This is a genomic window from Erysipelotrichaceae bacterium 66202529 (assembly GCA_017161075.1).
Lineage (GTDB): Bacteria > Bacillota_I > Bacilli_A > Erysipelotrichales > Erysipelotrichaceae > Clostridium_AQ.
Window position 1 is genome coordinate 1,913,577 of sequence record CP046174.1, and the last position, 12,963, is coordinate 1,926,539.

Here is a 12,963-nt window from a genome sequence, read left to right on the forward strand (position 1 = left end):
TTACATGCATGCCTTTTAAGCATGCTGTACGATTCTGACAGGGTATTGGACATTCCATGCGTAGAAACTTACAATGAAAACAGAGGTGATAACATGAACAGAATAGAGAAAGCAAAACAAATGGAAAAGGCACATTTTCCTAAGGTATCCTTTTTGCAGGAGGATCCGGAAATGCAGCAAATTATGAAGCCGCATCTTTTTGCGGATGTATATGGCCACGGTACCCTGGATTTTACGATGCGGGAATATATCACCCTCGCTGTTATGGCCGCAAATAACGCTGAGGAGCTGATCACGGATCATGTGAAAGCATTGCTGGAAACCGGTACCGCACCACAGCTCATCCTGGAAGTAATCTATCAGATTATTCCCTATGCAGGGCTGCTGAAGGCACATCAGGCATTGAACTATGTTCATCAGTCTTTGCAGGAGCTGACGAATCCTGAGGAACCTGAGATAGGAAGCACGGTGACAGAGGAAACCCGTTTTCAAAAGGGCTTTGATGCACAATGCTCTGTTTTTTCTCAGGATGCAATACAGGGGGGACATGATGCTGCTGCGATTGATCTCAAGCATATGCAAAGGTATTTATCCGCGCATTGCTTTGGTGATTTCTATACAAGAAAGGGGTTGGATATGAGGCAGCGTGAGCTTTTGACATTTTGTACGATTGCATCACTGGGCGGATGTGAAAATCAATTACGTGCACATGCCAAAGCCAATCTGCAGGCAGGAAATACAAGAGCCACACTGATTGAGGCAATCACACAATGTCAGCCGTATATCGGCTTTCCAAGAACACTGAATGCTATACAGATCATAGAAGAAGTATCCACAACGCAGTAATAAAAGGACTGGGATCAGACTGCTGCTTTTCTATTGTTGCAATCGTATCAAAGTGGAATGTATAATGATTAAAAGAGCTGGTGATGATCAGTTCTTCTATACAAAATGGTACACCGGGGCTGCAGCTTATGCTGTATAATAGGATAGAAAGCATATAGGAAAAGCTAAGAAAATGAGGAAATCCCTGCATCAGCCTCTGTAAAAACACCACGCTTTTATACTATGTGGATACGATACAGAAAAGGATGCCTATAAAGATGAACAGCATCAGGATTGCATTCCCTGATGCCAGTGCCTTTTACTTTTTTCAAAGGAAAAGCAAGTAATACAGTAGCGGTATAGCTAGGAATGCTGCTGGAAAGGAGATATTATGGAGCTAAGAGTGTTGCAATATTTTCTGATGGTTGCCAGGGAACAGAATATTACAAGGGCAGCCGAAGCACTGCACATTACACAGCCCACCCTGTCCAGACAACTGATGCAGCTGGAGGATGAATTTGGTAAAACGCTGTTTGTTCGCGGTAAGGGGAAAATCGCCCTGACGAGTGAGGGAATGCTTCTTAAAAAACGAGCAGAGGAGTTGGTTGCACTGGCAGCCAAAACAGAACAGGAAATGAAGGAAAGCAATGAGCATGTGGCGGGAAGGATTTTTATTGGAAGTGGAGAAACACGCCAGTTTCATGAACTCAGCCGTATTATAAAGCAGTTTCATGAGCAGTATCCGGCAGTTACATTCGAGCTTTTCAGTGCGCATGCGGATGATATTAAGGAGCGTATCAATAGTGGACTGCTGGATATCGGTCTGCTGCTGGAGCCGGTGGATATCAGTGATTATGAGTTTCTCCGCTTACCCGATAAGGATTGCTGGGGTGTTGTGTTACCCAAAGCTGACCCACTGGCAGAAAAGGCGGTTATCACTGCTGAAGATTTAAGAGGAAAGACCATCATCGCATCGAAGCGTCCACAGGTACATAATGAAATAGAAAACTGGTTTCAGGATGTGTATGAAAGTGTGCAGGAGGTTGCGTCCATCAATCTGGTAAACAATGCTGCCATGATGGTAGAGGATGGACTGGGCTATCTGATAACCCTGCAGCATCTGATTGCAGAATATCCTGAAAATCCGATTTGCTTCCGGCCGCTTTCACCTTCGTTGGAAACCGGCTGTGTTCTTGTATGGAAAAAGCACCAGTTATTTTCACCGGCTGCCGCTGCCTTTATCACCTGTCTGAAGCATGCTTTTCAAGCATATGGAAAGATAGAAAAGGAGTATTAGACAATAGGATGAACAGAATCTAAAATGTAGGTATATCATATATATCTGCATTATTTTGCAGTTTAGGAGGAAGCTATGAATCGAAAAGAGGTAAGCAGTACCTATGGAGTGGCATTGGAGGAGCTTGCGGCTATGGAACAGGCCGGCATATTTGATGATGTAGGCTGTAGAAATGGGGAACGGGATTTTCAAAACGGTGATATTCAGAAGCTGAGTCACGTGCTGTCCTTGCGTAAAATCGGGTTGGATCTGCCAGGAATCACTGGCTATTTGAAGCTGGAGGAATCGGGTGAGGCTTCTATTTGTGAGAGAAAGCGCATCCTAAAGGCACAACGGGCATTGCTGTTATCTGAAATTCACATCCGTGAGAAAAGTGTCAGCTGCATAGACTATCTGCTGTTTGAAATGTGCGGCTGTGATGCGAAAGCTGAAACATGACAAAAAGAGTCTCTGAATGAGAATTAGGAAAAACCTACAGGATTTGCAAGGGCTCTGGTAGCAATCAGTAAACAAATAACCTGTTCTTATCAATAAAAAAGGAAGCAGCTGCAATGAAAAGCAGGCGGCATCCATGTATTTCATGAAAAAAAGAGATTTCTAGCATGAGGGTACTTCCTGCATACCGTCATTCTTTGAAATCTCTTTTTTCAGCTACCTCATGAAAGCTGTATTGTATATGCGGATGCATCCATCTTATTCAGCGGATAACAGGGACTGCATAGTTATCAGATATTTTTCCGCAGTATTTTTTCCATATCAGATACATGCGGGCTTCCAGACAGGGATACAGTGGCTTAAAGCAGAGTGGGGAATCTGGTGAAACATTGGCAATCTTATCCAGAGCGAATGCATAGCCAATACCGGCTTCTACCAGAATTGCTGCATTATACAGAAGATTATAGGTAGCCGTCAGCTGTATTTCTGTATGTCCCTTTTTCAGCCATTTGAAAATTTCATTCTCATGTCTGGTAGCGTTTCGGTTACAGATCAGTGGCTGATCCCATAAATCCTCTGCTGTAATTATGTCTTTTTTTGCTAATGTACTGTCCTTTCTCATAAGAATGCCATACGTATCTTTAACAGGAAATTCCAGATGCTCATATTTAGACGTATCTACGAAGCCAAACAATAAGCCGAAGTCAAGCAAGCCCTTATCCAGCTCCTCCAATACATCCGTAGTATCACCGCTTGCAATATGAAAGCGAATATTCGGATAGCTTGCCTGCAGTTGCCTGGCGCCCTGCGCCAGATATTGTACTGCGTGCGTTTCTCCAGCTCCAATATAGATATCACCCTCGCTGATATCAGCGCTTAATGCAATCTCATCCTCTGTTTTTTTGACCAGACCAAGAATTTCCTCGGCGCGCTTACGCAGGATCATTCCTTCCTCTGTTAATGTAATTTTCCGGCTGCCGCGTATAAATAGCTGCTTTCCTAACTCCTCCTCCATGTCTTTGATTTGTCTGGACAGGGTGGGCTGTGAAATATGCAGATAATCTGCCGCACCTGAAATACTTTGCTCCCGTGCGATTGCAAGAAAGTATTGCAGTACTCTGAGCTCCATGATACCATCTCCTTTTGTTTCCTTGTCATCATTGTAGCATAGACAATCAGCGCAGGAAAGCTGAAAAGCAAGCGGATATTGTCTGTAGGGTGATAAAGTGGAAGGTAAACAGATGTGAGATATAAAATTAGAAAAGTGACAACTATCTGCAGCTTAAACAATGCCTTTTGGTTATGATTACGTATGTGATATAGGTATTTAACATTTTAGATATTGCCATTTATACTGTAGATATAGAAAAGAGGCGAAGAATCATTCGAAAACATGTGCTTGTGATATCTGCCAGCTTGCGAACAGGAAGTAATTCTGAGCTGTTGGCAGATGCATTTATAAAAGGAGCCAGAGAAAATGGACATCTCGTAGAAAAGCTTACCCTGCGGGATAAGGCGTTGCATTTTTGTAACGGCTGTCTGGCGTGTCAGAAAAGCAGGAGCGGACATTGTGTGATAAAGGATGATGCAGATGAAATCATAGCGAAGATGTCTGCCGCCGATGTTATCGTTTTTGCAACACCTGTATATTTCTATGAAATGTGCGGACAACTGAAAACCCTGTTGGATCGTACCAATCCGCTGTTTCCACTGGAATATGCATTTCGTACCGTCTATCTCATCACAACAGCCGCAGAGCGGGAAAAAGCTGCTATGGATAACGTGGTAAAGGGTATGTGCGGATGGATCGATTGTTTTGAAAAGGCAAGTCTGCAGGGAGTTGTCTACGGAACCGGTGTTGAACAGGAGCATGCGGTATTGAAGCTTTCTTCCCATTTGCAGACAGCCTATGAAATGGGAAAAATGGTATAGGATCAGGAGGAATCATGATGAAACAAATCAAACAACAATATTTAACAGGAGAACGAGCGTTATTTCATGCACAGGATCAGGAGATATGGGATTGTACGTTTGCCGATGGTGAATCGCCGTTAAAGGAAAGCAGAAACATCAGGCTGACAAACAGCATATTCAAATGGAAGTATCCGTTATGGTACAGTAAGGATATTTTCTGTGAGCATACAACCCTGCTGGATACCGCACGCTCCGGTATCTGGTATACGAAAAATATAACCATGCAGGACTGCTTTATCCAGGCACCGAAGACCTTTCGCAGATGTGAGGGAGTTACGCTAGTGAATGTACAGCTTCCCAATGCGGAAGAAACCCTGTGGAGCTGTAAGGATATCACAATAAAGCATATGAGTGCCAATGGGAATTATTTTGCGATGAACTCTGAAAATATTCGTATCTGCGATTTTACATTATCCGGAAATTACGCATTTGACGGAGCTAAAAGCATGGAAATCCGCAACGCTAAGCTGTTATCCAAGGATGCCTTTTGGAACTGTGAAAATGTCACGGTATATGACTCTTTAATCGTTGGCGAATATCTGGGCTGGAATTCTAAAAATATCCGTTTTGTGAATTGTACAATCGACAGTCTGCAGGGGATGTGCTATATGGACAATGTTATTCTTGAAAATTGTAAGCTGTTAAATACGACACTGGCCTTTGAATACTCCAGCGTGAAAGCGGATATCGTTTCTTCCGTGGACAGTATTACGAATCCATATGAGGGGATTATACGGGCAGAGGAAATCAAGCAGATTATTTTCGAAGAGGAATATGTGGATCCCTCCAGAACCCAGATCAGTGTACGGGAGCTGGTGGCATGAAGTATGAGTTTGACCGGCTGATTGACCGGCGAAACACAAATTCTTTGAAATGGAACGTAAAGGAGGGTGAGCTGGCAATGTGGGTGGCCGATATGGATTTCCAAACGGCTCCCTGTATACGCGAGGCTGTACAGAAAAAGGCGGCTTTTGGAATCTATGGCTACAGTGATATACCGGAAACGTATTATATGGCATACCAAAGCTGGTGGAGCAGACGGTACGGCTTTGATATGCAAAGGGAATGGATGCTGTTCAGCAGCGGAGTGGTTCCGGCAGTTTCTTCCATTATCAGAAGACTGACAGCACCGGCTGAGCAGGTGCTGATACTGGCCCCTGTATATAACATATTTTACAATTCCATCCGCAACAATGGACGTAAGGTGATCACCAGTAATTTGGTGTATGAAAACGGCGATTATCATATCGACTATGCCGATTTAAAACAAAAGCTCGCGGCTTTACAAACAACCCTGATGATTATATGTAATCCGCATAATCCAATCGGCAAGCTCTGGAGCAGGGAGGAGCTAGCAAAAATCAATGCGTTGTGTGTCAAACATCATGTGACGGTTGTCAGTGATGAGATTCACTGTGATCTATGCGTACCGGGGAAGGCTTATATACCGTTTGCCTCAGTAAATGAGGCGTGTCGGGAAAACAGCATCACCTGCTTATCCGCAAGTAAGGCATTCAATCTTGCTGGGCTGCAGGCAGCCTGTGTTGTCATCGCAAATGAAGCACTCCGTCATAAGGTTTGGAGAGGACTGAACAACGATGAGGTGGCGGAGCCGAATGTGTTCGCCTGTGAGGCTGTTACAGCAGCGTTTCAGGAGGGTGAGGAATGGCTGGAGAGCCTGCGAAGATACCTCTGGGCGAATCGAAAGACAGCACAGCATTTTCTGGAAAAGCATATACCGCAGCTACATCCTGTTGAAGCGGAAGCAACCTATCTGCTGTGGATCGACTGCACGATTCTGCATCCCTTTGTCGATACGCTCTGTGACTATCTGCGTGCAGAGCAGGGACTTCTGGTATCCAAAGGATCGGCTTACGGAACAGCCGGAGAGGACTTTATCCGCATGAATATTGCATGTTCCAAAGAGCAGCTGCTGGAAGGTCTGCGACGGTTAAAAGCAGGCGTAGAGGAATTCACACAAAGCTATGCCGCCGTATGCTGAGAGGTAAATGCGTACATGATCTGTCCAGCGAAGCCCTGCTGTTGGACAGATTATATGAAAGCAGGACACTGCTATCCTGTAGCTTTATTCAAACGCAGCTATATTCCTGTTTTCTGTAAGCACAGGAAAATAGCTGGAAAGCATCCGTTAAATCGTAAATCATCAGTTTTTCTTCGATAAGGTACTGTACTGCTCCAATTCATGAAACACTTAAAAAATCAGTATGTAAATTTCATGCATACTGATTTTTTTTCATAAGGAAACCATATGTCCATACATCATGCTTCATACAGCAGACATTTCTGCTGCAGTATCTGCCTGCTGTACACGCTATAAAGCATCCCCGTTGGTCTCTATGACACGTGCGTACCAGAAGAAGGAATCCTTTTTTAAACGTTTGCCGCTGCCTTCTCCCCAGTCATTCAAATCTACATAAATATATCCATAGCGCTTGCTCATTTCCGCACTGGAGGAGGATACAATATCGATCGGCCCCCAGCTTAGATAACCAAGAACAGACACGCCGTCAAGAATACATTCCTTTACCTGTGCGATATGCTGCCGCAGGTATTCGATGCGGTATAGATCATGAATACTCTGATCCTCCTCTACCTGATCAAAGAGTGTTTATATACGATATGCCTAATCCTTTACGATTTTTACAATGCAGTAAGAAAGCAGCAGGAAACAGGTGTTATCTTCATTTTTCTGATTGGTTTCAAGCCATGTATAATAACAGTTTTGTTATAAACAGCAGCTTCCCGCTAAGTTTCCTTGACACGGCAATAGTTTAGCGTTAAACTAAAATCTAAAGAGGAAATGTATATGAAAAGAGAAGATATCAATGCGTTTATGGATGAATTTTACAGCATTTCTTGTAAAATGAACCAGATCAGAATCACCCCGATTACCTTTCAGGGGAATATTACAACAAATTCCGCAGGCTTATTTTTTATGGATGCCATTGCATCTCATAAGGGCATAAAAATGTCGGAAATCGGAGAGGTGCTGGGAATTACCAAGGGGGCAGTTTCACAGATGGCTGCCAAGCTGGAGAAAAAGCATCTAATACGCAAGATAAAAAGCAAAACAAATGCCAAGGATATCTATCTGGAGCTGACACCGCAGGGGGAACAGGTGAATCGGGAACAGTGTGTGCTGCGTAAAAAGATGTATGAGGGTATCAGTGAAATTATATCGGACTACAGTGAGCACGATACGGAAATCATCCGGGTGTTTTTGAATCAGGCAGGCTTATATCTGGAACAATACCGAAAGGAGCTCGCCCGGCTGCATGAAGAATAAACAATGCTGTTGAACAGATAGCAGTAAGGATTGAGATAGAGCAGCCTCTTATCCATACAGAATGTATTTATTGGGTACCACAGAACAATCGGGCAGACACCTAGTCCAGGGGAATGTCGGTGCCGGTTATTTTATATACTGATGGATGTTAGGCGATTAAAGAAAACAGACAGAAAGGAAGATTCGTAGTATGCTTCAGATAAAAAATATACACAAGCAGTATAAGACAGGCAGTTTAATACAGAAGGCACTTGACGGTGTGAGTCTGAATTTGCGGGACAATGAATTTGTGGCCATACTGGGGCCGAGTGGTTCCGGAAAGACAACGCTTTTAAATATCATCGGAGGGCTCGACCGTTATGATGAGGGTGATTTGATTATCAACGGGATATCGACGAAAAAATACAGGGACAGAGACTGGGATTCCTATCGTAATCATACGATCGGCTTTGTATTCCAAAGCTATAATCTGATTCCGCATCAGACGATTCTGGCAAATGTTGAGCTTGCTTTAACGATTTCCGGTATATCGAAAGCAGAGCGAAGACAGAAGGCTAAACAGGCGCTGGAAGAGGTAGGTCTGGGAGAACAAGGACATAAAAAGCCAAACCAGATGTCCGGGGGACAGATGCAGCGTGTTGCCATCGCCCGTGCTTTGGTGAATGATCCGGATATCCTGTTGGCGGATGAGCCTACAGGTGCACTGGACAGCGATACGAGTGTACAGGTCATGAACCTGTTGAAGGAGGTTGCCAAGGATCGCCTTGTCGTCATGGTAACACACAATCCGGAGCTGGCACAGGACTATGCGACACGTATCGTGGAGCTGCGTGACGGTCGTATCCGCAGTGATTCTGATCCCTACGAGGTGAGGGAGGAGGAGCTGGAACAGCCAAAGCATGAAAATATGGGAAAATCTTCCATGTCCTTTACAACCTCCTTGCTTTTGAGCTTTAATAATCTGCGTACGAAAAAGGCACGAACGATCCTGACCTCCTTTGCGGGCTCTATTGGTATTATAGGAATAGCGCTGATTCTCTCCCTATCCAACGGAGTCAATCAGTACATCCAATCCATAGAGGAGGATACTTTATCGGAATATCCGCTGCAAATACAAAGCACAGGGTTTGATATCACCTCCATGATGACGGATGGAAACCCCAATCAGAAGCAGGGGGAGAAGGATGAGACAAAGATTCATGTATCTCAGATGATCACCAATATGTTCTCCAAGATCGGATCCAACGATCTGACCTCCTTAAAGCACTATCTGGACAGTGGAAAGACGGATATTGAAAGCAATACAAATTCCATAGAATATACGTACACCGTAGCACCGCAGATTTACCGTACGGATGCGGGTACGATCCGTCAGGTACATCCGGATACGTCTTTTTCCTCGCTGGGATTTGGCTCCTCCAGCAACACCAACAGCATGATGTCCGCCATGATGAGTACAGATGTCTTCTACCAGATGCCAAGCAATGCGAAGCTGTATGAAAATCAATATGATATCAAAGCGGGAAGATGGCCAAAAGGCTACAAGGAATGTGTGCTTGTTTTAACAAAAAACGGAAATATCAATGATTTTATGCTGTATACACTGGGTTTGCGTGATTATAAGGAGCTGGATCAGATGGTGGAACAGTTTTCGAAGGATGAAAAGGTCAAGGTTCCCGATGAAAGCCGTTCCTATTCCTATGATGAAATTGTCGGTAAGCAGTTTAAGCTTGTAAATGCAAAGGATTATTATCAATACGATGAGAAATATAATGTTTATAAGGATAAGACAGACGATAAGAGCTATATGAAAAAGCTGGTCAACAACGGAGAGGATATTCGAATCGTCGGTGTTGTTCAGCCGGTAGAGTCCGCAACTGCAACAATGCTGAAGGCGGGTATTGCCTATCCAGCTGATTTGACCATGCACGTGATCAATCAGGCGAAGGACAGCGATATTGTAAAAAAGCAGCTTGCAAAGCCTAATACGGATGTGTTTACCGGAAAGTCCTTTACAGACAAAGAACACAGTAAATTTGATATGAATTCTTTATTCACAGTTGATGCGGATATGCTGAAGCAGGCATTCTCTTTTGATCAGAGCAAGCTGAATATGGATATGTCACAGCTTGATTTAAGCAATATCAAATTGGATATGTCACAGCTCCCACAGCTTGATTTCCAATCTGTTCTAGCCGGGATGAAGGTTACGATTTCAGAAGAACAGCTGCAGAAACTGGCCGCCACACTGCAAACGGATTTCCAGAAATATCTCATGAACAATGCATTGCTGGATCCAACCAAAATGAATGAATACATGATTGCCTATGTACAGACACAGCCTGCACAGCAGCTCATTCAGGGAGAGCTGATGAATGTTCTGCAGGAAAGCGGACTGACACAGCAGTTTCAGACACAGCTGCAAAAGCAGATGGAAGCGATGATGACACAGTACGCATCATCCTTTACGAAGCAGCTGCAGCAGGAGCTTGGCAGACAGCTGCAAGGCCAGATGAGTAAGTTTGCGGCCAATATGCAGGATGCTATACAGATTGATGCCAGTGCATTCGCAAAGGCAATCAAAATGAATATGAATGAAGAAGAATTATCCGAGCTGATGATGTCGTTAATGACGAGTGAGGTTTCCTCCTATGACGGAAATCTGAAAAATCTGGGATATGCCGATCTGGATAAGCCAGGTGGTATCAGTATTTATCCAAAGGATTTTGAAAGCAAGCAGAAGGTGATTGACGTTTTGGACGGCTACAACGCTGATATGAAAAAGGTGGATGAGGATAAGGTTATTTCCTACACCGATTATGTTGGAACACTGATGTCGTCTGTTACAGATATCATTAACGTTATCAGCTATGTGCTGATTGCCTTTGTGGCAATCTCCCTAGTCGTATCCTCCATCATGATTGGTGTTATCACGTATATCAGCGTACTGGAGCGTAAGAAGGAAATCGGAATCCTGCGCGCGATCGGTGCTTCCAAGAAAAATATCTCTCAGGTATTCAATGCCGAGACGTTTATCATCGGGTTGCTGGCAGGACTTCTGGGTATTATCATTACCCTACTGCTGCTCATTCCGGGAAATATGCTGATACATCATCTTGCAGGCAATGTAGAGGTGAGTGCGGCACTGCCGATTGCCGGCGGTATCATCCTAATCGTTTTGAGTGTGATTCTGACGCTGCTCGGTGGTCTGATTCCATCTAAGAAAGCAGCACTGGAGGATCCGGTGACAGCACTTCGCACGGAATAAAAAGAATGCAGGTAGTATAGTTGGACTGGGATATTTCATATGTGCCAATACTGGAAAGCAGCTGGATGGTGCTATCCTATACACGGTATGACCATAAGGCAGTTAAATGAAAAGATCAGAAAGTGATGTAAACAATCGCCACATTACACATAATGCCAGATACGATATTACCTTGCGACAGGTACTATCCTAAATCAAGCAAAGGAAAGCAGTCTTCTATCCACAGAGGATAAACGGGCGCTTTCCTTTTCCTTTGCGAAATACGCTAACCTGTAAAAAGACAATCTGTATGCTGCTTTGCAGGTGATTGCATGTCACTTTACACTATGCAATTCGTTCTGTTGTATTTTTCTCCAAGCTGCTGGCAGTCGGACAGATCGGTGCCGGATTCGTATGGGGCGGTATGCTGTTAAACGTGCGCTTATTTTGTATGAAATTATTTACAATCGTATGATAATTATTTTCAAAAATGTATGAAAGTATATTGACAATAAGGCAAAACACCCGTATAATCTCACTAAACCTACTGATTTAATAGGGTTTGAAAGAGAGGAACCTAAATGAAAGAGAAAGCATATAAGTTTGAAACCCTGCAGCTGCATGCCGGACAGGAACAGGCAGACCCCACTACCGATGCCAGAGCTGTGCCGATTTATGCCACAACCTCCTATGTTTTTAAGGATTCCCGGCAGGCTGCCCAGCGTTTTGCCTTACAAGAGGGGGGGCAATATCTACAGTCGTCTGATGAATCCGACATCGGATGTATTTGAGCAGCGTATGGCAGCTTTGGAACAGGGCGCAGCAGCCTTGGCTACCGCTTCCGGTTCTGCGGCAATTGATTATGCAATCCGTAATATCGCAGCATGTGGAGACCATATTGTATCCTCCTCCACGGTGTATGGAGGAACCTATAATCTGTTTGCTAATACATTAAGGGACAGCGGGATCACAACAACCTTTGTGGATGGACACAATCCCAATAATTTTGAAGCAGCGATTCAGGAAAATACGAAGGCTGTATATCTGGAAGCTCTGGGGAATCCGAATGCGGATATCATTGACCTGGAGGCTGTTTCTGCCATTGCTCACCGTCATGGCATACCGGTGATCGTGGATAATACCTTTGCGACTCCGTTTCTGTTTCGTCCGCTAGAGCATGGGGCAGATATCGTTGTCCATTCCGCAACCAAGTTTATTGGCGGGCATGGAACGGTAATGGGGGGTGTCATTGTAGACGGCGGTCATTTTGACTGGTCACAGAATGAAAAATTTCCAGGCCTATCCAAGCCGAATCCGTCCTATCATGGCATCGTCTTTGCACAGGCATGCGGCAACATCGCCTATATCATGAAAATTCGCACCACACTGATGCGTGATCAGGGGGCATGCCTGTCTCCGTTTAATTCCTTTTTACTTCTGCAGGGGCTGGAAACCCTTTCCCTGCGCGTTGAGCGGCATGTGGAAAATGTAGTAAAGGTCGTTGAATTTCTTAAGAAGCAGCCTATGGTAGGCCGTATACATCATCCATCACTCGCACAGGGCAGAGAAAAGGAATTGTATGAATCCTATTATCCAAATGGCGGTGCCTCTATCTTTACCTTTGAATTGAACGGAAGTGAGGAACAGGCAAAGACCTTTACCGAATCGCTGACGGTTTTCTCTCTGCTCGCAAATGTCGCTGATGTAAAATCATTAGTCATTCATCCAGCCTCAACCACACATTCCCAGATGAGCGAAAAAGAGCTTGCGGCTGTCGGAATCACACCGCAAACAATTCGCCTTTCTATTGGCACAGAGCATATTGATGATATACTGGAGGATCTGAAACAGGGCTTTTCTGCAATCTAAGCTGGCAAA

General features: G+C 44.3%; 10 protein-coding genes and 2 pseudogenes. 10 read left to right on the plus strand and 2 right to left on the minus strand.

The genetic code is table 11. The annotated features are described in order from the left end of the window. Positions 1-93 precede the first annotated feature (93 nt). From GKZ87_09050 to GKZ87_09060, 3 genes are all read left to right on the plus strand, one after another. Entirely contained in the window at positions 94-846 is a 753-nt protein-coding gene (locus tag GKZ87_09050) for a 4-carboxymuconolactone decarboxylase (protein ID QSI25612.1), read from the plus strand. A gap of 370 nt (positions 847-1,216) precedes the next feature. After that, a complete protein-coding gene (locus GKZ87_09055) occupies positions 1,217-2,122 on the plus strand; it encodes a LysR family transcriptional regulator (GenBank protein ID QSI25613.1) in 906 nt (301 codons plus the stop codon). A 75-nt stretch (positions 2,123-2,197) separates the two neighbouring features. Further along, a complete protein-coding gene (locus GKZ87_09060) occupies positions 2,198-2,560 on the plus strand; it encodes a MerR family transcriptional regulator (GenBank protein ID QSI25614.1) in 363 nt (120 codons plus the stop codon). 259 nt (positions 2,561-2,819) lie between these two features. Here GKZ87_09060 and GKZ87_09065 read toward each other — a convergent pair whose 3' ends face one another. After that, entirely contained in the window at positions 2,820-3,686 is an 867-nt protein-coding gene (locus tag GKZ87_09065; protein ID QSI25615.1) for a LysR family transcriptional regulator, read from the minus strand. A gap of 251 nt (positions 3,687-3,937) precedes the next feature. On the opposite strand from GKZ87_09065, the gene GKZ87_09070 reads away from it, so the two are divergent. From GKZ87_09070 to GKZ87_09080, 3 genes are read left to right on the plus strand one after another with little or no spacing between them, the layout of a single operon-like run. After that, positions 3,938-4,489: a flavodoxin family protein gene (locus GKZ87_09070; GenBank protein QSI25616.1), complete on the plus strand. Its 552-nt coding sequence runs from the start codon at positions 3,938-3,940 to the stop codon at positions 4,487-4,489. Between the two features lie 17 nt (positions 4,490-4,506). Then, positions 4,507-5,355: a DUF3737 family protein gene (locus GKZ87_09075; GenBank protein QSI27928.1), complete on the plus strand. Its 849-nt coding sequence runs from the start codon at positions 4,507-4,509 to the stop codon at positions 5,353-5,355. Continuing rightward, complete coding sequence (locus tag GKZ87_09080) at positions 5,352-6,533, plus strand: putative C-S lyase (protein ID QSI25617.1); 1,182 nt, start codon at positions 5,352-5,354, stop codon at positions 6,531-6,533. The genes GKZ87_09075 and GKZ87_09080 overlap by 4 nt, the downstream gene beginning before the upstream one ends. A 330-nt stretch (positions 6,534-6,863) precedes the next feature. Here the strand turns inward: GKZ87_09080 and GKZ87_09085 are convergent. Next, positions 6,864-7,151 (minus strand): annotated as a pseudogene (locus GKZ87_09085) (family 1 glycosylhydrolase). Between the two features lie 201 nt (positions 7,152-7,352). Between GKZ87_09085 and GKZ87_09090 the strand changes: the two are divergent. The 4 genes and pseudogenes from GKZ87_09090 to GKZ87_09105 all read left to right on the plus strand — a co-directional run bounded on the left by GKZ87_09090 (position 7,353) and on the right by GKZ87_09105 (position 12,954). Beyond that, a complete protein-coding gene (locus tag GKZ87_09090) occupies positions 7,353-7,838 on the plus strand; it encodes a MarR family transcriptional regulator (GenBank protein ID QSI25618.1) in 486 nt (161 codons plus the stop codon). Positions 7,839-8,028: 190 nt separating this feature from the next. Continuing rightward, positions 8,029-11,106 (plus strand): ATP-binding cassette domain-containing protein, encoded by a 3,078-nt coding sequence (locus GKZ87_09095; GenBank protein ID QSI25619.1) that lies wholly within the window; start codon positions 8,029-8,031, stop codon positions 11,104-11,106. Between the two features lie 307 nt (positions 11,107-11,413). Further along, on the plus strand, positions 11,414-11,560 hold the full coding sequence (locus tag GKZ87_09100; protein ID QSI25620.1) for a hypothetical protein: 147 nt from the start codon (positions 11,414-11,416) through the stop codon (positions 11,558-11,560). 106 nt (positions 11,561-11,666) lie between these two features. Then, positions 11,667-12,954: pseudogene (locus GKZ87_09105) on the plus strand (aminotransferase class I/II-fold pyridoxal phosphate-dependent enzyme). Positions 12,955-12,963 lie beyond the last annotated feature (9 nt).

What these genes read in the sequence shown, in the direction of transcription:
- GKZ87_09050 (QSI25612.1), top strand. Translation starts at nt 94, where the DNA reads ATGAACAGAATAGAGAAAGCAAAACAAATGGAAAAGGCACATTTTCCT.
- GKZ87_09055 (QSI25613.1), top strand. Translation starts at nt 1,217, where the DNA reads ATGGAGCTAAGAGTGTTGCAATATTTTCTGATGGTTGCCAGGGAACAG.
- GKZ87_09060 (QSI25614.1), top strand. Translation starts at nt 2,198, where the DNA reads ATGAATCGAAAAGAGGTAAGCAGTACCTATGGAGTGGCATTGGAGGAG.
- GKZ87_09065 (QSI25615.1), bottom strand. Translation starts at nt 3,686, where the DNA reads ATGGAGCTCAGAGTACTGCAATACTTTCTTGCAATCGCACGGGAGCAA.
- GKZ87_09075 (QSI27928.1), top strand. Translation starts at nt 4,507, where the DNA reads ATGAAACAAATCAAACAACAATATTTAACAGGAGAACGAGCGTTATTT.
- GKZ87_09080 (QSI25617.1), top strand. Translation starts at nt 5,352, where the DNA reads ATGAAGTATGAGTTTGACCGGCTGATTGACCGGCGAAACACAAATTCT.
- GKZ87_09090 (QSI25618.1), top strand. Translation starts at nt 7,353, where the DNA reads ATGTATATGAAAAGAGAAGATATCAATGCGTTTATGGATGAATTTTAC.
- GKZ87_09095 (QSI25619.1), top strand. Translation starts at nt 8,029, where the DNA reads ATGCTTCAGATAAAAAATATACACAAGCAGTATAAGACAGGCAGTTTA.